The sequence below is a fragment of the Kitasatospora acidiphila genome, from assembly GCF_006636205.1.
Classification (GTDB): Bacteria; Actinomycetota; Actinomycetes; order Streptomycetales; family Streptomycetaceae; genus Kitasatospora; species Kitasatospora acidiphila.
The window spans coordinates 1550370-1574346 of record NZ_VIGB01000003.1 but is presented as its reverse complement, the minus strand read 5'-3'; the positions used below and the strand labels follow the sequence as shown (position 1 = coordinate 1574346).

21 protein-coding genes and 1 pseudogene are annotated in these 23977 nt (G+C 72.1%); 12 read left to right on the top strand and 10 right to left on the bottom strand.

The features are described 5' to 3' along the window. Positions 1-93: 93 nt before the first annotated feature. Positions 94-411, bottom strand: coding sequence for a hypothetical protein (locus E6W39_RS07960; RefSeq protein WP_141632919.1), 318 nt, complete (start codon positions 409-411; stop codon positions 94-96). A gap of 679 nt (positions 412-1090) precedes the next feature. Between E6W39_RS07960 and E6W39_RS07955 the strand changes: the two genes are divergently transcribed. Continuing rightward, complete coding sequence (locus E6W39_RS07955; RefSeq protein ID WP_407658600.1) at positions 1091-1843, top strand: IclR family transcriptional regulator; 753 nt, start codon at positions 1091-1093, stop codon at positions 1841-1843. A 57-nt stretch (positions 1844-1900) separates the two neighbouring features. On the opposite strand, the gene E6W39_RS07950 is transcribed toward E6W39_RS07955, so the two are convergent. Next, the gene (locus E6W39_RS07950; protein ID WP_141632917.1) at positions 1901-2494 is read right to left on the bottom strand and encodes a hypothetical protein; all 594 of its coding nucleotides are present in this window, start codon (positions 2492-2494) and stop codon (positions 1901-1903) included. 148 nt (positions 2495-2642) lie between these two features. On the opposite strand from E6W39_RS07950, the gene E6W39_RS07945 reads away from it, so the two are divergent. The 6 genes and pseudogenes from E6W39_RS07945 to E6W39_RS07925 all read left to right on the top strand — a co-directional run bounded on the left by E6W39_RS07945 (position 2643) and on the right by E6W39_RS07925 (position 10144). Beyond that, on the top strand, positions 2643-5081 hold the full coding sequence (locus E6W39_RS07945) for an XRE family transcriptional regulator (protein WP_141632916.1): 2439 nt from the start codon (positions 2643-2645) through the stop codon (positions 5079-5081). Between the two features lie 214 nt (positions 5082-5295). Then, complete coding sequence (locus tag E6W39_RS07940; RefSeq protein WP_228718022.1) at positions 5296-6396, top strand: serine hydrolase domain-containing protein; 1101 nt, start codon at positions 5296-5298, stop codon at positions 6394-6396. Between the two features lie 85 nt (positions 6397-6481). Next, on the top strand, positions 6482-7540 hold the full coding sequence (locus tag E6W39_RS07935; RefSeq protein WP_141632915.1) for an alpha/beta hydrolase: 1059 nt from the start codon (positions 6482-6484) through the stop codon (positions 7538-7540). Between the two features lie 141 nt (positions 7541-7681). After that, a pseudogene (locus E6W39_RS43435) lies at positions 7682-7942 on the top strand (acyl-CoA thioesterase/BAAT N-terminal domain-containing protein); the annotation flags it as partial. Between the two features lie 59 nt (positions 7943-8001). Next, positions 8002-8958: an acyl-CoA thioesterase/bile acid-CoA:amino acid N-acyltransferase family protein gene (locus tag E6W39_RS41095; RefSeq protein ID WP_267286677.1), complete on the top strand. Its 957-nt coding sequence runs from the start codon at positions 8002-8004 to the stop codon at positions 8956-8958. 157 nt (positions 8959-9115) lie between these two features. After that, positions 9116-10144 (top strand): tetratricopeptide repeat protein, encoded by a 1029-nt coding sequence (locus E6W39_RS07925; protein WP_141632914.1) that lies wholly within the window; start codon positions 9116-9118, stop codon positions 10142-10144. 132 nt (positions 10145-10276) lie between these two features. On the opposite strand, the gene E6W39_RS07920 is transcribed toward E6W39_RS07925, so the two are convergent. Beyond that, positions 10277-10852, bottom strand: a complete 576-nt coding sequence (locus tag E6W39_RS07920) for a TetR/AcrR family transcriptional regulator (RefSeq protein WP_141632913.1) — start codon at positions 10850-10852, stop codon at positions 10277-10279. Positions 10853-10968: 116 nt separating this feature from the next. On the opposite strand from E6W39_RS07920, the gene E6W39_RS07915 reads away from it, so the two are divergent. Further along, the gene (locus E6W39_RS07915) at positions 10969-11409 is read left to right on the top strand and encodes a nuclear transport factor 2 family protein (protein ID WP_141632912.1); all 441 of its coding nucleotides are present in this window, start codon (positions 10969-10971) and stop codon (positions 11407-11409) included. Positions 11410-11494: 85 nt separating this feature from the next. Here E6W39_RS07915 and E6W39_RS07910 read toward each other — a convergent pair whose 3' ends face one another. Next, the gene (locus tag E6W39_RS07910) at positions 11495-11929 is read right to left on the bottom strand and encodes a CBS domain-containing protein (protein WP_141632911.1); all 435 of its coding nucleotides are present in this window, start codon (positions 11927-11929) and stop codon (positions 11495-11497) included. Positions 11930-12140: 211 nt separating this feature from the next. On the opposite strand from E6W39_RS07910, the gene E6W39_RS07905 reads away from it, so the two are divergent. The 4 genes from E6W39_RS07905 (at position 12141) to E6W39_RS07890 (ending at position 16992) form a co-directional block, all read left to right on the top strand. Next, positions 12141-13028 carry a metal-dependent hydrolase gene (locus E6W39_RS07905; protein ID WP_141632910.1) on the top strand — a complete coding sequence of 296 codons (888 nt, stop codon included), beginning with the start codon at positions 12141-12143 and terminating at the stop codon, positions 13026-13028. A gap of 887 nt (positions 13029-13915) precedes the next feature. Then, positions 13916-14272 carry a 2Fe-2S iron-sulfur cluster-binding protein gene (locus tag E6W39_RS41090; RefSeq protein WP_228718021.1) on the top strand — a complete coding sequence of 119 codons (357 nt, stop codon included), beginning with the start codon at positions 13916-13918 and terminating at the stop codon, positions 14270-14272. A 3-nt stretch (positions 14273-14275) separates the two neighbouring features. Beyond that, positions 14276-15145 (top strand): M24 family metallopeptidase, encoded by an 870-nt coding sequence (locus tag E6W39_RS07895; protein WP_141632909.1) that lies wholly within the window; start codon positions 14276-14278, stop codon positions 15143-15145. A 101-nt stretch (positions 15146-15246) separates the two neighbouring features. Further along, positions 15247-16992 carry an SDR family oxidoreductase gene (locus E6W39_RS07890; protein WP_141632908.1) on the top strand — a complete coding sequence of 582 codons (1746 nt, stop codon included), beginning with the start codon at positions 15247-15249 and terminating at the stop codon, positions 16990-16992. Here the strand turns inward: E6W39_RS07890 and E6W39_RS07885 are convergent. The 6 genes from E6W39_RS07885 to E6W39_RS07860 form a co-directional block, all read right to left on the bottom strand. After that, complete coding sequence (locus E6W39_RS07885) at positions 16979-18193, bottom strand: globin domain-containing protein (protein ID WP_141632907.1); 1215 nt, start codon at positions 18191-18193, stop codon at positions 16979-16981. The two genes, E6W39_RS07890 and E6W39_RS07885, sit on opposite strands and share 14 nt — an antisense overlap. A 251-nt stretch (positions 18194-18444) precedes the next feature. Next, positions 18445-18744: a hypothetical protein gene (locus E6W39_RS07880; protein ID WP_141632906.1), complete on the bottom strand. Its 300-nt coding sequence runs from the start codon at positions 18742-18744 to the stop codon at positions 18445-18447. A gap of 361 nt (positions 18745-19105) precedes the next feature. After that, complete coding sequence (locus tag E6W39_RS07875; protein ID WP_141632905.1) at positions 19106-20083, bottom strand: hypothetical protein; 978 nt, start codon at positions 20081-20083, stop codon at positions 19106-19108. Further along, positions 20080-20829 (bottom strand): RNA polymerase sigma factor, encoded by a 750-nt coding sequence (locus E6W39_RS07870; protein ID WP_228718020.1) that lies wholly within the window; start codon positions 20827-20829, stop codon positions 20080-20082. The genes E6W39_RS07875 and E6W39_RS07870 overlap by 4 nt, the downstream gene beginning before the upstream one ends. A gap of 155 nt (positions 20830-20984) precedes the next feature. Next, entirely contained in the window at positions 20985-22172 is a 1188-nt protein-coding gene (locus tag E6W39_RS07865) for an XdhC family protein (RefSeq protein ID WP_141632903.1), read from the bottom strand. A gap of 83 nt (positions 22173-22255) precedes the next feature. Further along, a complete protein-coding gene (locus tag E6W39_RS07860; RefSeq protein WP_141632902.1) occupies positions 22256-23719 on the bottom strand; it encodes an NCS2 family permease in 1464 nt (487 codons plus the stop codon). Between the last annotated feature and the right edge of the window lie 258 nt (positions 23720-23977).

Here is a 23977-nt window from a genome sequence, read left to right as displayed (position 1 = left end):
CGGTGGGTGGTGGGTGGTGGCTTCTGGCAGGTTGGCGGGCCGGTCGGCCCCGACGGGCGCTGCCGCCGGGGCCGGCCGGTGCTGGTGGCTGGTTCAGCCCAGGGCGCGGATCAGGGCGGCGGCCAACTCCGGGTCCTGGACGCGGTGGTGCCGGTGGCCGCTGAACAGGTCGAGGTGGCCGGTCCGGACGTCGCGTACGTGCACGATCACGGGTTCGTCGTGGTCGGCGGGCGCGTGCGGCGCACCGGCGCCCACGGCGCGATCATCGGCCGGCGCGGCACTGGCGGCCGTGGTTCCGGCGAGCAGGTTGACCGCCAGTCCGGCGGCACCGACCGCGGCGGCCTGGCTCATCAGGCGGCGACGCGAGACGCCCTCGGGTGGTGTGTCCGCGGCGGAGTTCTCGACAGGCATGCACTGCCCCTTCGTTCGGTGGGACGGCCGACGCGCCGAATGGAGAACCGCGTTTCACCGTGCACGAATGACTGTGCCCCGCGATTCGCTGGTGCGGTGCGACACGGCCGATCGCAGCAAGACAGCCGCCGGTGGATTCACGAATAGACCGCTCAGCGGTCAGGCGAAAGTGAATCGGCGCGAGCTCCCGGTGGTCAAGACGACACGCTTGACCGTCTTTTGCCGTCCACCGCTTGGCGGGCCGAATGGACGTATGGAATAGGCCGGGCCCCCGGAAATCCGCGGCGGATTCCAGGCACCGGCATAAATGGCGGTGGCTTTGCGATGGCCTGGTCCGAGCAGGGATCCGCCTCCGCACGGGCTGACGTTCCGTCAGTATCCCCACGGGTGCATTCTCGTTCGCCGGACCGACTTCCAGGGGCTCCCGCACCCTGGTGGTGGCAGCCGGGAGCGGGCACCGGCCTACCTGTCAAGGGTGCCAGACCCCTTGCCCGACTGGCATATGCCATTCGGCCAATACCCGTCACCTGCGGGAATTCGTCCCGTCCGACGAACCTGACAGCCCGTCGGAAGATAGGCTGGAGGTTGGCCCCCGCCGGTTGCAGCCGACGGTAGCCGACGGGGCTGTCGAGTGCGGCGGAAGGAGCGGACCATGCCGGTAAACGGCCAGAGTGGTCAGATCGCGCTGGACCAGGGGGCGGCGGGACCACAGGGCGCGGTTCGCGGTGCCCTGCGGCTGCTGGAGGCCGTCGACCGACACCCCTACGGCGCCACCCTGCGCGACCTGGCACGCGAGACGGCGATGAGCGAGCCCGCCGTGCGCGAGCTGGTCAACCTGCTCAGCGCGGAGGGCTATCTGCAGTCGGTGGACGGCGCCTGGCTGCTCGGCGGCACCTTCGCCATGCTCGGCCAGAGCAACCGCGAGCAGCTGGTCCGGATCCGCCTCCAGCACAAGCTCACCGAACTGCGTGACGAGCTCGGCGCCGCCGTCTACTTCAGCCGGTACCACGACGGCGAACTGCGGGTCGAAGCAGTGGCCGAGGGCGAGCACGCGCCCGCCGTGCACGAGTGGGTGGACTTCAAGGCCACCGCGCACGCCAGTGCGATCGGCAAGTGCCTGCTCAGCCAGCTCGACCACGACGGCCGCCTGGACCACCTGTCCCGGCACCCGATCGCCCGCCTCACCTCACGCACCATCACGGACAGCGAGCAGCTGCTGCACCGCCTGGAGCGCCAGTCGGGCGGCACCCCGATGCTCGACCTCCAGGAGTACGCGCTCGGCACGGTCTGCGCCGCCGTGCCGGTCACGGCCGGCAGCACGGTGGGCTGCCTGGCGATGTCGCTGCCGGTCAGCAGCGCGCACCGGCTGCGCGCCGCCGCCGAGTTGCTGGCCGAGCGGGCGGCGCCGCTGATGCTGGCGATGGCGGTCTGACGGGCCGCGGCGGGCCCTTGGCCCCGGCCGTGATCACGCCTGGTTCGGGTGGCTCGGTCAGATGATCGGGCGGTGGTGCCGGCGCGCGGCGTCGACGATCCGGTCGGTGAACGGGTCGTGGCCGTCCGCCGGGATCCGGGGGATGACGAACGAGGTGCCGGAGCGGGTCAGCAGCCGGTAGCCGAGCAGGCGGCCGGTGGCGCCCTGGCCGGCCGGCTGCTGGTGGATGCCCCTGAGGCCGGCGATCTCGGACCAGGGGACGGCTCGGGCGCCGGACCGGTCGGCGTGCACGAGCCCGCCGTCGTACAGGTAGAGCGCCCGGGATCCGGCCAGCAGGCCGCGCAGCCCGTAGGCCGTTCCGGCGGCGAAGATGAACAGGAAGGCGATGCTCAGGGCGTGCAGCGCCGAGCCGGCGGGGGTGAACGCCGTGGTACCGGCCGCCTCGTGGCCCATCAGCACGGTCAGCAGCAGGGCGACGACCGCGCTGCCCCAGCCCACGGCGACCACGCGCAGCGGTGAGACCCCGCGCCGCACGTCGGTGAGTTCGCCGAGGCGGTGTGCTCGGGCCAGCTGGTCGACCGCGCTGGGAACGGTCTGCGAGGGCGGCCCCACGGCCGCCGGTCCCACTGCGCCTGGTCCGGTGCGTGCCATCCGAACCCACTCCCTCCGCTTCCGGTCGCCACACCGTCAATCGTGGGTTTTTGTGCAGGTCGGGGTACAGGCCATGGAGGAGGCCATATATGACCGGCCGTCAGGGTAGGCTCACCGGCGCTTGCCGAGGCGAGGAGGGGGAGCCCAGTTGGCCGATCAGCTCGGCGCGCTGCTACGCGAGTTCCGCAAGCAGGCGGGGCTCACGCAGGATCAGCTGGCGGAGGAGTCCCAGCTGGGCGTGCGCACCATCCGCCGGTTGGAGAGCGGCAAGGCGGGCGACCACCGGCTGGCGACGGTGAACCGGTTGGCGGATGCGCTCAAGGTCACCCAGGAGCAGCGCCGGCGGCTGATCGCCACGCTCACGGGCTCTCCGGAGCCCGATCCTCCGCATTCAGGGCCCAGCGCGCCGAATTCGGAGCCCAGCACGCCGCGTTCCGGGCCCAGCGCGCCGCCCGAGGAGCCAGAGGAGCCGCCGCCCCCACCCCCGTGGCCCACGCCGCCGCCCGTGCCCGAGGGGCTTGCCGACGCCGTGCAGGAGTTGGCGAGGGAGATCAGGCGGCGCTGGCAGCGGGAGGAGGCGCAGCGCCGGGTCCACGACCCGTTCCCGCTGCCGGTCCGCTGGCACCCCGCGCCCGCACCGCTGACGGACCGTGAGGAGAACATCCAGCGCCTCGGTCCGGGCGCGGTGGCGCGGGGGCGGGAGCTGAGCGGTGACCTCCACCGGGTGACCGAGGCCTACCGGCAGATCGACTCGGCCCGTCTGGTGGTGCTCGGCCGGGCCGGCTCCGGAAAGTCGATCCTCACCATCAGGTTCGTCCTCGACTACCTCGACCAGGCCCCCGCGCCCGGCCGGGTGCCGATCGTCCTCAGCCTGGGCGCCTGGGACCCGACCGCCATCGAGCTGCGCGACTGGCTGGTCGACCGACTGCTGCGCGACCACCCGCATCTGGGCCGCAGGAGCCCGGGCGGGTCGACACTGGCCGCCGCGCTGGTCGACGCCGACCTCATCCTCCCGGTCCTCGACGGGTTCGACGAGATGGCCGCCGGCCTTCGCCAGGAAGCCCTGGAGGCGCTGAACGAGACCCAGCACCCGCTGGTCCTCACCAGCCGCCGGGGCGAGTTCGCCGAGGCCGTCCGGGCAGCCCGCGCACCGCTGGTGTGGGCGGCCGGCATCGAGCTGGCCGACCTCACGGTCGACGACCTGGCGGACTACCTGCCCCGCACGGACCGGACGGTTGCCGACGGCGACGGCGGCCCGGCGGCGGACACGAGGTGGCAGGCCGTCATCGACGAGCTGCGCGCCGACCGGTCCCCGGCGAGCGCGCGGCTCGCCGAGGTGCTGACCACCCCGCTGATGGTCAACCTGGCCCGCACCATGTACAGCGACGATCCCGACCGGGACCCGGCGGAACTGCTGCGCGCGACGCGGTTTCCGACCACGACGTCCCTGGAGGAGCACCTGCTGGCGGGTTTCGTGCCGGCCGTCTACCGGCGCCGGACCCGTCGGCCGAACCCGGACGGTTCGGGGCGCCGCAGCCGGGGCTGGGACCCGGAGAGCGCCCAGCGCTGGCTCGGCTACCTGGCCCACCACCTGGTGCGCTTCGACCGCGACCGGCAGGACCTGGCCTGGTGGCAACTGGGCGACTCGCTGCGGTACTCCAGCCGGATCCTCGCCGTCGTGCTGGCCACCACGCTGTGCATCACGCTCGCCGATGTGGTGCTCAGCCCGTTCGCGAGCGGCGGCGGGATCGGGATCGGCGACTTCTTCCTGGCTGGCAGCCTGATCGGACCGGTCGTCGGCGTGGTCTTCGGCGGTGTGTACGCGGTGACCATCGTGTACCGCGGCGGCGCGGTGTTCGAACCGAGCCGGGTGCGGCTGAGGCTGCCCCTGACGCGCGGCATCATCGACCGCCCGATCCGGACGGCCATGTTCCGCTTTGTGGACGGACTGCTCGGCGGCTTCGTCCTGGGCATCGGCTACTCCTGCGCCGTGACCCTGGAACGGACGCTCTACTTCGGCGTGCCGCTCAGCAGACCCGGCGTGATCGACGCCGCGCTGATCAACATGCTGCTCTTCGGTCTGATCTTCGGCTTCGCCGGCGGGCTGGTCTTCGGGATGACGGCAGCGCTGGAGGCGCCGGTCGACATCACCTCCGCGGCCACCCCGACCAGCTTGCTGGCCGCCAACCGCGCGACGGTGAGCCGGCAGCTCCTGGTGCTGGTGCCGATGCTCACCCTGGCCATCGGCGTCGGGGGCCGGCTGGTGATGTCGGTCTTTCAGGGCACCTTCGGGCCGCTGAACTGGGGGCTGCGAGACGGGCTGTTCATCGGTGCGGTCGGCGGGTTGGGCGGCGGGGTCTCCTACGTGCTGGGCTTCACCGCCTGGGGGCAGTGGGTGCTGTTGTCCCGGATCTGGCTGCCGCTGACCGGCCACCTGCCCTGGGACACCGTGGCCTTCCTGGACGACGCCTACCAGCGCGGGGTGCTGCGCCAGACCGGCGCGGTCTACCAGTTCCGGCACATCCGGCTGCAGCACCATCTCGCCAGCCGCTCACTGGCCGGCACGGCGCCCGCCGACCGGCCGTAGCGGTGCGAGCCGGCGGCCTGAGCGCCCCGCCTGATGGTTGAGCGCAGGTCAGCGGGCCGCAGGCAGGACACGGTGACGACCGGCCATATATGGCCCCCGATCTGGCCTGTACGTCAAGCGGCCGTTGACCGAGGCTCGGAGGCGAATCGGGGTCGGCTGACGCCAGGGCTCACTGACGCGACGTCAACCGATCACCAGCGACGAGGAGGGTTCCATGAAGTCCATCAAGTCCGCACGCCTGACCGCCGTCGGCGCGGTGCTGACGCTCGCCGTGCTGGCCGGTGCCGGGCCGGCCAGTGCCGATGTGCCGAGTGCGGCGAGCGCGTTGCAGGCCGGCGCCCAGAAGGGGATAGCCGACGGGTACCCGGGCATCGTCGGCCTGGTCCGCTCCGGGGACAGCACCCAGTACATCTCGGACGGCACCGGCGACCGGTCCACCAACGCACCAGCCGACCCCAAGGCGCAGTTCCGGATCGGCAGCAACACCAAGGCCTTCATCGCCACCGTGCTGCTCCAGCTGGAGGCGGAGGGCAAGCTCTCGCTGGACGACACCGTGGCGAAGTGGCTGCCGAACGCGGTCAACGCCAACGGCTACACCGGCACCACGATCACCATCCGGGAACTGCTCAACCACACCTCCGGCCTGCCGGACTACGAGCACAACCTGGTGTTCACCGCCTCCTACGGCTCCAACCTGGAGCCCAACCGCGTGTGGGCGCCGCAGACCCTGGTCGACATGGCGCTTGCGCAGCAGCAGCCCACCTCGGCGCCCGGTCAGACGTGGGCCTACTCCAACACCAACTTCGTGCTGGCCGGCATGGTGATCCAGGCCGTCACCGGCAACGACGCGGCCACCGAGGTCCAGAACCGGATCATCACGCCGCTCGGCCTGACGAACACCAGCTTCCCCACCTTGGACCCGACCCTGCACGGCAACTACCTGCGAGGCTACGAGTACTGGACCAGTCTGGTGCTCCGGGACGTCACGGTCTCCAACGTCCAGGCCTTCGGCACCGCCGGAGCGATGGTGTCGACCCTGGACGACCTGGCCACCTTCACCCGGGCACTGATCGGCGGCAAACTGCTGCCGCCCGCGCAGGAGGCCGAGCTCAAGACCACCGTGCCCACCGGGATCCCCAACGTCGGCTACGGCCTGGGCATCATGCAGCAGAAGCTGCCCTGCGGGCAGACGGTCTGGTTCCACAACGGCGCCGTGCTCGGCTACTTCAGCCAGTGGCTCAGCAACGACGACGGCAGCAAGCAGGTGATCGAGGCCAACGACGAGTACCACCTGACGCTCAACACCCAGGGCTGAACGACACCGGCACCGGCATGAACAACGCCTTCTGCGCGCTCTGACCGCTCACCGCTCCCACCAACTCTTCGATGAGGACCCGCTGATGACGTCCCTGCGCATGCACGCTCGGACGGCGCTGGCCGCCGCCGCGCTGACCGCGGCCGCCCTGCTCACCGCCGTCCCCGCCGCCCACGCGGACACCGCCCCGCCGACCCTCAGCGACGGCTTCGGGCTCAGCCAGGCCGGCGTCCCCGTGGTGCACTCCAGCACCGACTTCACCATCACGGTGACCACCCCGCAGCTCTCCGGCATGCACCAGATCCGGATCTTCCTGCCCAAGGACTACGCGGCCGACCCGACCAAGCGCTGGCCGGTGGCGTACTTCCTGCACGGCGCCGCCGGCAACGTGGACGACGCGGCGGCCGCTCCCGCCCTGCACTCGGACTCGATGATCACCGTGGTGCCGGACGGCGGCCTGAAGGGCTGGTACTCGAACTGGGTCATGCAGAACACGGCTGTGGGCACGGCCAATTGGGAGATCTTCCACCTCGACCAGGTGGTGCCGTTCATCGACGCCAACCTGCGCACCCTCACCGACCGTTCGCACCGGGCCGTGCTCGGTCTGTCGATGGGTGGCTACGGCGCGCTGCACTACGCCGAGGACCGCCCCGACCTGTTCGGCCACACCGCTGCGCTGTCCGGCGCCATCGACTTCGGCATGCCGGCGATGCGCGGGGCCGTGCTGGCCACGGAGCTCAACCTCCCGGGCGGGCTGTGCGCCGTCAGTTCCCTCCAGTGCGCGAGCTTCGGACCCGTGGTCGACAGCGACGCCGTCTTCGGCTCGCCCTACCCGGTGTTCAACGCGGACCACGTCTGGAACCAGGTCAACCCCGCGGCTCCGGTGAACCTGGCCAAGCTGTCCAACACCGACATCACCCTCTACACGGGCAGCACCCTGCCGCTCGACTCCTTCACGGAGACCGCCACCGAGAACGTGAAGGCCGGCCTGGACCAGCTCGGCATCCCCAACCGGATGGACGACTACGGCAACGGCTCCTCGCTGGCGCCGAGTTGCGACGGTGGCCACAACTACGGCTGCTGGGCGCCGGCCCTGGCCGACTACATCCCGCACCTGCAGGCCGCGTTCAGCACGTCGAGCTGAACCGGCACCGCACTGCCCCGGCCGTCCACCGGCCGGGGCAGTGCGTGACATCGTCGCCCTCGTCGGCTCTTGACACGGACTCGGGCAGTGGCAATCGTGGCTCGCTGATCATTTCTGTGATTCGAGCGACCGGGGGGTGTCGTGATACGGGAGAGGTCTGCCGCTGCCGTGCTGGCGTTGGCGTTGGCGGTGTCCGGGGGCTTGGTGGGGTGCTCGTCGGGCGGCTCGGAGAGCAGCAGGGCGGTGATCGAGGTGGACGCCCCGACTGCGTTGCTGGACCAGCCGGTTCACTTACGGATCACCGGACTCGCGCCTGGTGACACGATCACCCTCAGCTCGCACGACACCGACTACCAGGGCACCGCGTGGAGCGCCCAGGCGCTGTTCAAGGCGGACGGCCACGGGGTGGTCGATCCCGGTGCGACCGCCCCGGTCAGCGGCTCCTACCAGGGGCGGACGGCATGGGGCTGTTCTGGTCCATGGGCCCCGCCGGGGGAGATCCGGACCAGGCCTCGTTCGGCCCGAAGCTCTCCACAGGACCGGCCCCCGGCTTCCCGGTGGACATCACCGTCACCGCGCACGGGCGCCAACTCGCCACCACCACCCTCACGCGCGAGGTCATGAGCGCCGGGGTGACCACGAAGCAGCTCACGCAGGCGAGCGACCAGGTGACCGGCGAACTGTTCCTGCCGCCGGCGACCGCCGGGCGGCACCCGGCGGTGCTGCTGCTGGGCGGCTCCGAGGGCGGGTTCAGCTCCGTCGGGAAGCTGGCGGCGGCGCAGCTGGCCTCGCACGGCTACCCGGCCCTGGTCGTGGCCTACTTCCACCTGCCCGGCCTGCCGGACACCCTGCAGAACATCCCGCTGGAGTACTTCGCCACCGCCGCGCACCTGCTGGCTGCCCAGCCCCAGACCGATCCCGCGCACATCGTCGTCGAGGGTGACTCGCGGGGCAGCGAGGCGGCGCTGCTGCTGGCCCAGGACTACCCCGACCTGTTCCACGGCTCGGTCCTCTACGCACCCTCCGCCCAGGTCAACCGCGGCTTCCCGACCGGCGACACGGCCTGGACCTTCGGTGGGCGCCCCGTGCCGACGGGCGACATCCCGGTCGACCGGGTGAACGGCCCGGTCCTGGCGATCGCCGGCTCGGACGACAAGCTGTGGAACTCGGCCCCGTGGGCCCGGCAGATCGACGCCGCGCTGACGGCCGCGAACCGCCCGGGGCCGCACCAGGCCCTGGTCTACCCGGGGGCGGGCCACTTCGTCGGAGTGACCCCCTACCTCCCGGAGGGCACCCACTTGGCCCACCCGGTCACCAAGGACCTGGAAGACCTCGGCGGCACCCGCGCGGGCGACGCGGCGGCCCAGGCGGCCGGCTGGCCGAAGGTGCTGGAGCTGCTGGCGGCCGCCGCCCACTGACCCGCACCGGCGCCCGCGGACCCGGGCCACCCCGTGAGGGGCGGCCCGGCTGGGGCTGGCTTTGGGCAATCGGGCGTTTCCACAAGGAGAATGACGGATAATCAACAGTTATTACCATGACTTGACCTTGCCGTTGCGCTCTTGGGGAGGGACGAACGTGCCGAACCGCACCACTGCGGACGAGGAGTTCGACGCGGATCTCGTGGGCATGCTGGCCGCGCCGCACGCCGTGCCACTGGGCCTGAAGCCCGACGTACCGTGGTTCGACTTCGACCTCGTGATCGAACTCGGCCTGGGCTACGTCAACCGCGGCGAGTCGGCCGCCGCCGAGGCCGTCGCCACCGCCGCGCTGGCCTCGCGCAGCGCCAAGGTCCAGGCGGCGGGCCAACTGGTCACCGCCCTGCTCCAGTTGAGCCGCGGCCGGTACCGCCGGGCCTGGGCCAGGGCCGGCAAGGCCGCCAAGGTGACCGACCCGGACGTGGCGGCCGAGGTGGCTTTCGCCCGGGGCCTCATCCTGGAAGGGCGCGGAAACAACCGCGACGCGAGCCACCAGTACGCGCTGGTCGCCGAATCCGGGCGGTACCGGAGCATCGGCCGCGGCGCGCTCGCCTTCGGCGAGATGCTCCTGCGCGAGACCGAGGGCTGGGATCAGGACGCCTACGACGTGCTCGGCGCCGCCGTCGACAGCGGCTTCCCCGAAGCCGTCGGCTCCGCCCTGCTCGCCCAGGCGACGCTGGCCGACCGCAGCGGGGACATGGACATGGCGGAGTTCCTGTACCGCGAGGCGACCGGCGCCTCGGTCCCCAGGGCCGCCGCACAGGCCGCCTTCCACCTCGGCGACATCCTGCGGGAGCGCGGGGACCTGGCCGGCGCCCGGGAGCAGTTCAGGGCCGCAAGTCGGTCCAGCGACCCGGAGTTCTCCGCGAAGGGCGCCCTGAACCTGGGCGTCCTACTCATGGAGGCCGGCGAAGCCGCCGAGGCCATCGAGCTCTTCGGCTTCGCCGCAGCGTCCAGCTACGAGCCCGCCGCCGCCCGTGGCCACGGCCACCTCGGCCTGCTCTCGATCGACGCCGGCGACCCCCGTACCGCCGAGCACCACCTGCGAATCGCCCTGCGCTGCAAGGACCCCCAGCTCCAAGCCGGGGCCCGGAAAGGACTTGACCACATCCGCAACAGCGGCAGGTGACGCTGCCCGCCAAGCCGCCTCGCCACCCCGAGGTGGCCGCCCGTCAGCCAGCGCCTGCAAGGGTGGCGTCCAGATCCCCGTCCGAGCCGGGCTAAGAACTCCCGGCCCGGAGCCCCCGATCGAGCGGCTCGCTCAGCGGGACGGTCGCAGGCCGTTGAAGATCACCGAGAAGATGCGCTCCCGGCCTGCCGGGTCCGCGCTCAGGCGCTCCACCATGTCGGCGGTGCCGACCAGTAGGGCCTGCAGCTCCGGGACGCCCAAGTCGGCCCGGACCGCGCCCGCTTGCTGGGCGCCGGTCAGGACCTCGGTCAGCCGGGCTCGGAGCACCTGGGCCGGCTCCTGGAGGCTCTGGTGGACGTCGATCCCGGCCGCTGCCAGGGCGCGGGCGTACTCGTTCTTGCCGGCCGACTGGTCGATCACCAGGGTGAAGGTGGCGAAGAAGGCCGCGGCCGGGTCCTGTTCGGCCAGCAGCCGGGCGATCTCGGTGCTCAGCGTCTCCAGGCGGCGCAGGAGCACCGCCTCCAGCAGTGCCTCCTTGGTGGGGAAGTGCCGGAAGAGCGTGCCGACGCCGACGCCCGCCGCCTTCGCGATCTCCTCGGTGGTCACCGAGACTCCCCGGTCGGCGAAGACCTGGGCGGCGACGTCCAGCAGCCGGGCCCGGTTGCGGGCTGCGTCCGCCCGTAGTGGGCGCGCCTGGTCAGTGCTCACGTCGTCCTGGTCCTTCCCGTCGCTGGACAACCGGAGTCGCCAGTCCGTATCGTCGCCTCCAGAGAAACCGGAGTCGCTAGTCCGATTCTAGCGACCGGTATGTCTGGGGGTTGATCATGTCTGAAACCGCAACGCCGCGCGAGGTCTTCGAGAAGCTGCACGCCGGAATCACCTCCGGCGAGTTCGCCGGCCTGGCCGACCTCTATGCCGAGGATGCCGTGGTGGAGATCGTCTTCGAGCCGCTCGCGCCGCGGCGGATCGAGGGCCAGGCCGCGATCCGGGAGCGCTTCGGGATGGTGCGCGAGAACGTTCCGTTCACGCTGACCGGGAAGAACCAGGTGATCCGGGAGACCGACGATCCGGAAGTGATCGTCGCCGAGTACGACTACGAGGTGTACCAGAAGTCGACCGACACGACCTTCGAGGTCTCGAACATCCAGGTGCTCCGGGTGCGCGACGGTCTGATCGTGCACAGCCGGGACTTCCACGACCACCTCGGCTTCATCAAGGCCCGCGGCGGCCTGTCCGAGCTGGTGGAGAAGCTCCAGGGCGAGTGACGGCCGGCTGACGGCGGCGGCGCGGGCCGGGACCCCTCCTCGGGGGCCCCGGCCCGCGTCGCTGTTCGCGTGCCCGCGCTCCGCCTCAGTGCTTGGCGAACATGCTGTCCATGAAGTCGATGATCTGCTGGTCGGTCACACCCTTGGCCATCCGGTGGCCCATCGCCAGGTCCTTCTCGGTGATGATGCCGACCAGCTTGCCGTCATCGATCACGGGCATCCGGCGGATCTGGTGCTGCTCCATCTTCTTCAGCACCGCGTCCATGTCGTCGTCGGCGCGCACGCAGTGCAGGTGACCGGCGAGGTCCATGGCCCGCATCGTGTCGGGGTCCTTGCCGGTGCCGAGACACTCCAGCACGATGTCACGGTCGGTGATGATGCCCTTGAGCTTCTTGTCCGGGCCGCAGATCGGCAGCGCGCCAACTCCGCTGGCCCTCATCATCTTCGAGGCCTCGCGCAGCGTCTCGTTGGCGTCGATGCATTGCGCGTTGGCGTGCATGATGTCACGGGCGGTGATCATAATTCTGCTCCTCTCCTGCCGGACGGTACCGGCGACCTCACGCTAGGTGCGGAGAGGGCGGGTGGCGACCGGGGTTGGACCGTTCGCGATCTTATTAGACTCACTGTCGATAAGAACGCCGCAAACCCTTGTGAGGCGAAGTACCGGCCAGTAGTTTGAGGTGCTGCCACCTCAAGGTCAGTTGCCCACACCCGCAGGTCAGGAGGGCCCCATGCCCAGAACCGCCGCAGAGGTCCACACCGACCTCGTGCTGGAGCCCCGCGATGTGAAGTTCGACTGGAGCCGGCTGCCGCTGCACTGGATCCCGGACGAGCCGTTCGCCACCCACACCATCAATGTGCTGCACCTGCTGCTGCCCGAGGGCGAGCGCTGGTTCACCGAGGTCTTCAAGGACGCGCTGCCGCTGATCACCGACGAGCAGCTGCGCGAGGAGGTGCTCGGCTTCATCGGCCAGGAGGCGATCCACGCCGAGGCCCACCAGGAGGTGCTGGACCACCTGCTCGGCCAGGGACTCGACCCGCGCCCCTACGTGCGCCAGATCGCCTGGCTGTTCCAGCGGATCCTCGGTCCGAAGCCGCACCTGAGCCCCCGCCAGCGGCGCGAGAACATCATCGAGCGGGTGGCCTTCGTCGCCGCGATCGAGCACTTCACCGCCTTCCTCGGCAACTGGGCGCTCAACTCGCCGGGCCTGGAGCGGGCCAAGGCCGACCCGACGATGCTCGACCTGCTGCGCTGGCACGGCGCCGAGGAGGTCGAGCACCGCAGCGTCGCCTTCGACCTCCTGGTCCACCTGGACCGGGGCTACGGTCGGCGGATCCGCGGCATGGTGCTCGGCGGGCCGCTGCTGGTGCACCTGTGGGTGCGCGGCGTGCGCTACCTGCTGGCGGCCGACCCGGAGCTGCGCGGCCGACTGAAGCCCAGCTGGCGGCAGGCCTGGGACGGCGCGCAGCGCGGCATGCTGCCGGACCCGATCCAGTCGCTCCGCTCCGGGCTGCGGTACTTCAAGGTCCGCTACCACCCCACCCAGGAGGGGTCCAGCGCCCAGGCGCTCGGCTACCTGGCCACCTCGCCCGCCGCCCGGGCCGCCGCCGCCCGCTGAACCACCCTCCAGGAGCCCGAGATGACCCCACCGGCCGCCGACCCGGCCACCGAGCCCGCCGCCGCGAGAGCTGCCGCCGAACGCGCAGGGGACGCGGAATTCGCCCCCGCCGGACCCCCGCAGGCCACCGACCCCGCCCCCACCCTGGCCTTCGGCCGCACCAGCCGCCACGACCTGGACACCCCGCCGCCGGACCTCTACGGCCGCCCCCGGGCCGACCGCTTCTTCAGCCTGCTCACCCGGTTCAGCGACCTCTACACCCCCGCCCTGGCCAGCCCGCCGCTGCGCCGCAGCCCGCGCCGCCCGCCCAGCCGCGGCCGCGCCCCGCTGGTCCTGGTGGTGACCGCCCACCGCCCGGTCGCCGACGACGTGGTGGAGCTGCGCCTCGCCGACCCGGCCGGTAGCCCGCTGCCCCCCTGGCAGCCCGGCGCCCACCTCCGACTCACCTTGCCCTCCGGCCGGGTGCGCCACTACTCGCTCTGCGGCGACCCCGCCGACCGCGGCGGCTACCGGATCGCGGTGCGCCGGATCGCCGGCGGTGGCGGCGGCTCGGTGGAGATCCACGACGAACTCCACGTCGGCGCCCGGCTCACCGTCCGGCGCCCCCGCAACGGCTTCGTCTTCTGCGCCGAACCCAAGCTGCTGCTGATCGCCGGCGGCATCGGCATCACGCCGCTGCTGCCGATCGCCCATGAAGCCCAACACCAGGATCTCGACTGGCAGTTGGTCTACGCCGGGCGCAGCGCCGAGACCATGCCGTTCGCCGAGGAGCTGACGGCGCTGGCCCCGGGAGGGTCACCCTGCTGGTCGGCGGCACACCCACCGGCGAGCAACTGCTGGCCCGGGCCGGCCGGGGCGCCGCCGTCTACTGCTGCGGCCCGACCCCCATGCTGGCCGCTGTCCAACAGGCCTTCGACGCCTCGCCCGCCACCGCGCTGCACTTCGAGCGGTTCGGCGCCGCGCCGGTGCGCGACGGCCGGCCGTTCACCCTCAAGCTCTCCGGCAGCGGAGAGGAACTGGCCGTCCCCGCCGACAAGTCCGCGCTCGACGTGCTGCGCGAGGCCCGGCCCGGCACGCCGTACTCCTGCCACCAGGGGTTCTGCGGCACCTGCCAGGTCCGGGTGCTGGCCGGCACCCCCGAACACCGCGATCGCCGGCTCACCGCCGAGGAGCGCGCAGCCGGAGCCCTGCTGCCCTGCGTGTCCCGGGCGGCCGAGGGCGAGACCCTGGTCCTGGAGGTCTGACCGATGGCATCCACCTTCACCTACTCCGACGCCGACCTGGCGAAGTTCCGCGAGATCCAGCAACTCGCTTACGACTGCGCGGAGAAGACCGCCGCCTGGATCGAGCCCGGGGTCACCGAGCGGCAGGCCACCGACCGGCTGCGCCGACATCTGGTGGCCGCTGGGGTGACCGACTTCTTCCACGTGCCGTTCGCCTGGTTCGGTGACCGCACCGCGTTCCGGCACTTCCACACCCCGCTGCAGTTCTTCGCCGGCGGGCGGGTGCTGCAGGAGGGCATGCCCTACGTGCTGGACTGCGCACCGGTGGTGGACGGCTACACCGCCGACATCGGCTACGGCGGCAAGGTCGGCGAGAACCGGATCTGGGACCGGCTCGCCCAGGACCTCCAGATCTACCGGGAGTTGATCCTGCGCGAGGTCAGGGCCCGCAAGCCGCTGAACGAGATCTACGCCGCCGTCGACGCGCAGATCGCCGCGCACGGCTACGACAACCGCCACCAGGTCTACCCTGGGCGGGTGATCGGCCACCAGGTGACCCGCAACACCAGCCGGGCCCCCGCCGGCGTGAACCTCTTCGGCTTCGGCCTGCGCACCCTGCAGACCCTGGGCCGCGAGCTCATCGCCGAACGGCTGCACGGCCGTTCACCGCTCTGGGCCGACGGCCGCTCCTCCCGGCACGCGCCGACGCCCGGCCTGTGGGCGGTCGAACCGCACATCGGCTTCCGCGACACCGGCATCAAGTTCGAGGAGCTGCTGGTGGTCACCGAGGATGATGCCTACTGGCTGGACGACGACCTGCCGCACGTGCGGCGCTGGGCCGAGCCCGCCCGCGGCGGGTCCGACCGTACCGAACAGGCGGAGGCCGCCCGATGACCGACCCTACCGAGCAGGCGGAGGCCGCCCGATGACCGACCGTACCGAGCAGGCGGAGGCCGCCCGATGACCGACCGTACCGAGCAGGCGGAGGCCGCCCGATGACCGACCGGACCGAACCCCGCCGCAGCTTCGTGCACTCGGCCGGCATCGACCTCGCCGTCTTCGAGCAGGGCGATCCGCAAGGCCCCACCGTGCTGCTGGTGCACGGCTACCCGGACACCCATGTGGTGTGGGACGACGTGGCCGCCGACCTCGCCGCCGACCACCACGTGGTGCGCTACGACGTGCGCGGCGCCGGCGAGTCGGGGATCCCGGACAGCCGTGAGGGCTACCGCCTCGCGCTGCTGGCCGCCGACCTGTTCGCGGTGGCCGACGCGGTCAGCCCCGACCGGCCGGTGCACGTGGTCGCCCACGACTGGGGCTCGCTGCAGTCCTGGGAGGCCGTCACCGAGCCCGGTGCGGAGCGCCGACTCGCCTCCTACACCAGCATCTCCGGGCCTTGCCTGGACCACATGGGCCACTGGATCCGGCACCGGATGCGCCGCCCGACCCCCCGGCACCTGCGCCAACTGCTGGTCCAGGGCGCGCACTCCTGGTACATCACCGCCTTCCACCTGCCGCTCCTGGCACCCGCCACCTGGCGGTTCGGGCTGGCCCGGGCCTGGCCGCGGGTGCTGCGCGACCTGGAGGAGGTCAGCCCCCGGGCGGGCCACCCGCAGCCGACGCTCCGTCAGGATGCCGTGCGCGGCATCGAGTTGTACCGGGCCAACATGCGGCCCACGCTGCGCTCGCCGCGCGAGCGGCCCACCAAGGTGCCGGTGCAGCTGATCACGCTGCAGCGCGATCACTACGTCAACACCTTCCTCTCCGAGGGCCTGGAGCGCTGGGTGCCGGATCTGACGCGCCGTCAGCTGAACGCCACCCACTGGTCGGCGCTGCTGGAGCAGGGGCCGAAGGTGGCCGGGATGGTGCGTGAGTTCACCGGCCGGATCGAGAACGGGAGTTCGGGAGTGGGAAGCAGCACTGGGGGCAGCACCGGGCCACTGGTGGTGATCACCGGGGCCGGCAGCGGGATCGGACGCGCCACCGCGCTGGCCTTCGCCGAGCAGCAGCAGGCCACCGTGGTGGTCTGCGACCTGGACCTGGCCGCCGCCCAGCGCACCGCCGAGTTGGTCGACCTGCTCGGCGGCGCGGGCCACGCCTACCAGGTGGACGTCAGCGACGGCCCCGGTATGGACGCCTTCGCACAGACCGTCGCTGCCACCCACGGTGTGCCGGACGTGCTGGTCAACAACGCCGGCATCGGGCACTCCGGGACCTTCCTGCAGACCACCGAGAAGGAGTGGCAGCGGGTCCTGGACGTCAACCTGTGGGGCGTGATCCACGGCTGCCGGGCGTTCGGCAGCCTGATGGCCGAGCGCGGCCAGGGCGGACACATCGTCAACCTGGCCTCGGCGGCCGCGTATCTGCCGTCCAAGGTGCTGGCCGCCTACGCCACCAGCAAGGCCGCGGTGCTGATGCTCTCCGACTGCCTGCGCGCCGAACTCGCCACCAGTGGCATCGGGGTGAGCGCGATCTGCCCCGGCATCGTCAACACCAACATCACCCGCACCTCCACGTTCTCCGGGCTGACCGCAGAGCAGCAGGCCGCCAAGCAGGCCCGGGTCAGCAAGCTCTACGCCCGGCGCGGCTTCCCGCCGGAGAAGGTGGCGACGGAGATCGTCAAGGCGGTGCGCACCGGCAAGCCGGTGGTGCCGGTCACCGCGGAGGCCAAGGCGGCGCGGCTGGTCGGGCGGCTCTGGCCGGGGCTGCTGCGGCAGTTGGCCAAGCTCAACGCGGGGTGATGTCACCCGTCGCAGGCCGGCCCGAGCCCGGCTTCGGCGGCTCGGTGTGTTCCAGCAGCCCCGAGGTGATGTCCAACACCTCGGGGGTGGTGGAGAGTTCATAGTGCAGCCGGTCGGCCGGCACACCGCCCCGATGGAGCCGCTCGACCATGCTGATCACCATGGCGTCCGGCCCGGCCACGAAGATCTCATGGTCCTGCCAGTTCCCCTGGGCCGGGACCACCTCGGGCAGCCGCCCCTGCACCCCGGCCCAGCCGATCTCGTCGGACACCACCGGCACCAGCAGCAGCCGGGGAAAGGCCGCGGCCAACTGCCGCAGCGCGTCCAGGTCGTAGAGGTCGCGCTGGTGGCGGGCGCCGACGAACAGGTGCAGGGTGAGCGGGCGGTTGTGCGTGATCATCGCCTCCACCAGCGCCTTGATCGGCGCCAGCCCGGTGCCGCCGGCCACGCAGACCACCCGGCGGGCCGGCCGCTCGGGCAGCACCAGGGTGCCGCGGCCCGGCCCAAGCCGCAGCACATCGCCGACCCGGGTGTGCTGGACCAGGGCGTTGCTCACCCAACCGGCCGGTACGGCCCGCACTTGCAAGGTCAACAGGCCGTCCTGACGAGGGGCGTTGGCGATCGAGTAGGGCCGCCAGACCCGCGGCCAGCGCGGCGTCTCCACGGTGGTGTACTGGCCGGCCCGGTAGGGGAACGGGGCGTGCGGCCGCAGGGTGAGCACCGCCAGGTCGGATCCGCGCCGCTCATGGCCGACCACCTCGGCGTGCCAGAACGGCGGGGTGCGGTCGGCCTCGGTCTCGGCGGCACCGCTCATGGTGGCGGCGATCTGGTGGTAGGCGATCGTCCAGGCCCGCTCATGGGCCGGGGACCACTGCGGGCCGGCGAACCTGGCCAGGGTGGCCAGCAGTGCCTGGCCGACCGCCGCGTAATGCTCGCTGCGCACCCCGTACTTGCGGTGGTCGCGCCCCAACTGCTGTAAGAAGACCGTCAGTTCGGCGGGCCGGTCGAGCATCCGGACGGCGCCGGCCAGGGCCTGGAAGAGCCGGTCGCGCTGCACGTCCATGGCGGCCGGAAACAGCTCCCGCAGCTGGGGGTTGTGCAGGAACAGGGTGGCGTAGAAGTGGGCGGCGAGTTTGTCGCCGTGGTCCCGGAACAGGGCGAAGCTGCTCCGGATCAGCGTGAGCTGGTCGGTCTCGGTCATGGTGGCGGGGGGTGGTGACCGTTCGTCAGGGACGGGATGGCGAGCCCGTCATGTCGTGCTCCTGACAGGCTGATTTGAGACAACTGTGCGTTGCTGAAACGGCCTTCAGAACCATACACGTACCGCGACGGCTGGTCATCCGATTGTGTGCACGGTCTGTAGTGACTTGGTGCACGGATGAGTTGCCCGTGGGCCAGTCGATGCCGTGCCGGCCGACGCCGTGCCAGCCGATTCGCTGATCGGGAACGCGGTCAGGCGGCGCCCGGCAGTCGGCCGATTCCGGTCTGCAACTCCTCGGCGTTCATGCAGGGGTAGGCCTGGACCTTGGCGTGCAGGCTGAGCCAGAACGGCTCGCAGGTGGTGACGATGGCGCTCTCGTCCGCCAGGTCCACCACCAGGGTCATCGCCCGGCGCCCGTTCGCCGCGTAGAAGTAGGCGGCCTCCGGCTTGAGCGTGCCCAGCAGTTCGTTCATGGTCTGCTGGACGCTGCCGTTGCTGATCAGTTTGTTGGAGAGCTCGGTGTCCAACTCGACCTGGAGCAGGGTGCGCATGGTGGGCGTCCTCGATCAGGGCGCGACCCGGCGGGCGCGCCGGTCGTCTTCGACCCTCGGCGCCGCCCTCACGACCGCGCGGCGCCGGTCGTCGGTCCTTGCCTCCACCATGGCGCGCGCCGTCGCCGGTGGCAAGGAGCGCCGGGCGCCGTCGGGCGACCCGATGGGACGTCAGGTGTTCTGGGTCCGGCCCGACCGACCCCAGCCGGGCCGGACCCAGAGCGATGCCGCGCCTGATGGACTCGGGGGAGACCATCAACGGCGGCGGTGCCGACAGCCGAACCCATGCATGAACGGCTGTCGGAGGTCCGACCGCTGGTGTGCCCGGGGAAGCCCCCCAGCGGTCGGAAGTCTGCTGGTCCTACTGCATGTTGCGGCCTCCCGCCGGCTGGCTCTGGCCCTGGGCGGGGTGTGAGTGGTCGGGCCCGCCGCCGTTCCCGTCGGGATCGCCGGTCGGCCCGGGGGCCGGGGCGCTGGGCTTGCCGTGCGTACCGCCCGAGCCGGTGCCACCCGAGTCGTCCCCCGGGTGGCCGGGCGGCCCGTGCTGGTCGCCGGACGCTGAGGACGTGGTCGCGGCGGCGGTCGGCCCGTCGGCGTCCGGCGACCGCCGCGCCAGGTCGGCGCAGTACGCCCGAACCCGGTTCGAGCCGCCCGCCGCGCGCGTCAGCGGCTCGAACCGGGAGTCCGAATTGCCCTGCCGGTCGTCCTGCGGCCAGGCCTTGCACAGCGCCAGCAGCGCGGCCGAAGCCGGCCCGGAGAGCTGGGCCGACGGATCACCGGAGGGGCTGTTCGAGGGCCCGCCGGTCGGCTTCCCGGACACCGTCGGGCTGCCGGGCTGCGGCCGGTCGGCCTGCGGGCTGCTGGTGCGGGGCGCGGTGGAGGAGCGGAGGGGGCCGTTGCCGGGCCCGGTGCCCGCCGGATCGGAGGCCGCGGTGTTCTGCGCGGAGAGGTTCGGCGAGTCGCCGCCGAGCACCGCGGGCAGGTGCCCGGTGCCGGCCGCCACCGCGACCCCGCCGAGGGCAGTCACCGCGAGCGCCGCCACCGCGGCGCGGGCGCCGAGGAACCGCGCGGCCACGCGCGGGCGCGCCGGGACGCACTCGGCCATCGGGCGGCTCCTCTGGATCGGAATGGCGGCACGGGTCGGGGCGAGCCGAGCGGCCTCCCGAAACGCGGCCACCGCCTCCTCCTCACCAGCCAGCTCGCCGTCGGTCGCCGGGGCAGCCGCGGCCGCGAGCACTCGGGAGAGGGCGCCGTGACCACCGTCCGTACCGACGGCTGCACCGCCGAGCAGCTGCTCGGCGGCGTCGCGGTCGATCCGACCGGATCGGTTGGTGCTCATCTCATGTCCTTCAGCGTCGGGGCCCCGGGCGGTGTCACACCTTCGGCCGGGTTTTTTCTCGGCCCGCCGCGCAGCCGGGCCACGGCGCCTCGCGGTGCGGGTGCGGTCGTGGGGGACTCCAGCAGCTTGGCGAGCCGACGCAGGCCCCGGTGGGCGGCCATCCGCACGGTACCGGCCCGCTTGCCGAGCACGCGGGCGGCGGTCTCGGCGTCCAGCTGCAGCACCACGCGCAGCAGCACCGCCTCGGCCTGGTCCTTGGGCAGACCGGCGATCATCGCCAGCGCCTCCTGGGTGCCGACGGTGGCCAGGGCCGCGCCCTCGGTGTCGTCGCCGGCCGGGAGCTCGGTCAGGTACTCCTCCGGCAGGTCGGCGGCCGGGCGGCGGCGCTTGGCCCGCAGGTGGTCCATCGCGCGGTTCCGGGCGATGGTCGCGGCCCAGCCCCGGAAGCCGTCCCCGTCGCCCTGGAAGGTGTGCAGGTCACGGGCGATCTGCAGCCAGGCCTCCGAGGCGACGTCCTCGGCGTCGGCCCCATCGCCTCCCACTAGTACCCGCAGATAGCGCAGCAGCAGCGGCTGCACCGTGCGGAACACCTGTCTGAAGGCGTCCTCGTCGCCGGCCTGGGCAGCCCGGACGGCGCGGTCGAGCGCCTCCGCTGCCTCGGGCTCGGCGCCTGGCGGTGCAGCGGCTGGCGGGGTCGGGGGCGGGCCGGCGGCATCGGCGAACCCGAACTGATCTGCGTTTTGCACTGCCACATCATCCGCCATCGAAGCGGTCCGGGTGACCACCCGAGCCCCCAGAGTGCGTGCACGCGCCAAAGGCGTGGGCTGAAACTCAGGAAACCCGCCTGACGGATGATCAGACTGGGAGGTTCCTGGGAACTGACGAGGGCTCAGGATGTGATTCAGGCGACTCGGAACGCACCGCTGCGGGGCCGCTCCAGGTCGTGGTGGATCGGCCCGGTGCCGGCCGACAGCGGCAGGCAGCCGCCGCCGCGCCGGCCGGCCACGATCTCGGCCGCGATCGCCACCGCCGTCTCCTCCGGGGTGCGGGCGCCCAGGTCCAGGCCGATCGGGGAGTGCAGCAGGGCGATCTCCGGCTCCGTCAGGCCGGCCTCGCGCAGCTTGGCGTTGCGCTCCAGATGGGTGCGGCGCGACCCCATCGCCCCGACGAAGCCCACCGGCAGCCGCAGCGCCCGCTCCAGCAGCGGTATGTCGAACTTGGCGTCATGGGTGAGCACGCAGATCACCGTGCGGCCGTCCAGCCGGTCGAGCTGCGAGTCCAGGTAGCGGTGCGGCCAGTCCACCACCACCTCGTCGGCCTCGGGGAACCGGCGGGCGGTGGCGAAGACCGGGCGGGCGTCGCAGACCGTCACCCGGTAGCCGAGGAACGTGCCGATCCGGACCACGGCGGCGGCGAAGTCGATCGCGCCGAAGACCAGCATCCGCGGCTTGGGGACGAAGGACTCCACGAAGAAGGTGACCATTCCGCCGACCGATCCCGCGGACGTGTCCGCTGACATCGCTGGAGTGCACGGGCGGCCGTCCGGCGCCAGGGTCACCGTGCCGGTGCGGCCGGCGTCCAGCATCGCCCGCGCCTGCGCCACCACCGAGCGCTCCAGCTCGCCGGTCAGCGAAGGGAGGCTGCCGTCGTGGCCGGCACCCGTGACGGCAACCGTGGCACCCAGCAGCCCGGCCGGACCGTCGACCACCCGGGCCAGTGCCACCGGGGTGCCGGCGCCCAGGTGGGCGATTCCGGCGTCCAGCCCGGCATCGCCCCCCGGCACCACCGGCTGCACGAAGACCTCCAGGACCCCGCCGCAGGTCAGGCCGACCGCGAAGGCGTCCTCGTCGCTGTAGCCGAACCGCTCCAGCACCGGCCGCCCGGTCTCCAGCGCCGCCTGGCACAGCTCGTAGACGGCCCCCTCCACGCAGCCGCCGGAGACGCTGCCGATCGCCTCCCCGGCGTCGTTCACCGCCAAGGCGGCCCCCGGATCGCGCGGCGCGCTGCCCGATACGCCGACCACGGTCGCCACGGCGAACCGGCGCCCGGCGGCGTGCCACGCCCGCAGCTGTTCGGCGATGTCCTGCATGTCGGCGGCTCCTGTCGTTACACAACGATGGTCTCAAAGATCGATACCGCAGTGTGTTGCCTCCGTGCCCCGATATCGGCGGATCAGTGCACGCCCAGCCATTCCTTGATCGGAGCGAGCGCGAAGTACACCAGGAACACGGCGCCGAGCACCCACATCAGCGCCCCGGGCTCCCGCCACCGGCCGGTGCCGGCCTTGATCACCAGATGGGAGACGACCCCGGCGGCCACCCCGGCGGTGATGCTGTAGGTGAACGGCATCAGGGCGCAGGTCAGGAATGCCGGGACGGCGGTCTCGCGGTCGCCCCAGTCGATGTGGCGGGCCTGGCTCATCATCATCGCGCCGATCACCACCAGCGCGGCCGAGCCCACCTCCACCGGGACCAGGCCGGCGATCGGCGCGAAGAACAGCATCAGCGCGAACATCCCGCCGGTGGCGACGGAGGCGAGGCCGGTGCGGGCGCCGTCGCCGACCCCGGTGGCCGACTCCACGAAGACCGTCTGCCCCGAGGCGCCGGCCAGGCCGCCGAGCGCGCCGCCCGCCCCGTCGATGAACAGCGCCCTGGACAGGCCCGGCATCCGGCCCCGGGCGTCCGCCAGACCCGCTTCGGTGCCGACCCCGATGATGGTCGCCATCGCGTCGAAGAAGCCGGCCAGCACCAGGGTGAAGACCGCCACCGAGGCGCTGATCGCCCCCAGGCCCTTGCCGCCGAACGCGCCGAACAGGTCGACGCGGCCGAGCAGCCCGAAGTCGGGGGCCGCGACCGGACTGCCGTGCAGGGCGGGCGGTGCGCTGCCCCAGGACTTGGCCGGAAGGTGCGCAGCCGAGTTGACGAGCACGGCCAGCACGGTGCCGCTCGCGATGCCGATCAGGATCGCGCCGCGGACCTGGCGGGCCAGTAGCACGATGATGGCCAGCAGGGTGACGGCGAAGCAGAGCACCGGCCAGCCGGTCAGCTCGCCCGCCGGCCCGAGCGACAGCAGGGTGGGCCCGCCGCTCTCCACCACACCCGCCTTGTGCAGGCCGATCAGCGCGACGAACAGGCCGATCCCGATGGTGATTGCGTGCTTCAGCGGCAGCGGGATCCCGTTCATGATCTTCTCGCGCAGCCCGGAGACCACCAGCAGCACGATCAGCAGGCCGTAGACCACGCACAGGCCCATCGCCTGCGCCCAGGTGGTGTGCGGGACCACCAGCGCCGAGACCGCGCCCGAGACCGACAGTCCGGCGGCGGCCGCCAGCGGCACATTGCCGACCACGCCCAGCAGGATCGTGGTCACGGCCGCCGCCAGCGCCGTGGCGGTGGTCAGTTGGGCGTGGTCGAGTCGGGCGCCGGTGGCGTCCGGCCCGCTCAGGATCAGCGGATTGAGCAGGATGATGTAGGCCATCGCCATGAAGGTGGTGAGGCCGCCGCGGAGCTCGGCGCCGACGGTCGAGCCGCGGGCCGAGATCCTGAAGTACGCGTCCAGGGCGCCGATTCGGGGCGGGGCGCCGGACGCGGCGGGTCTGGTGTCGGTGGGGTCGGGTTCCGTCGGAATTCGGGTCATTTCCACTCCCAAGTGTCAGTGGGGGTTGGGTGTGGGCGAGTCGACCTGGCGGGTCATGGGGGAACCGGCAGTGCTCTGCCGTTTACTGCGGAGGTGAAGCCGACCCTCCAGCGGCAGCGGGGCATGAACAGCCGATTCGCCGTCAAGTCGGACGCGGGTCCGGTAGGATTGGTGTGTCAGGTACCGCCGGACGGGCGGGAGCGGAGCCTTCGGGCTCGAAAGCCTGTGGAGACTCGGTAAGACCGTCAGAAATGTCGG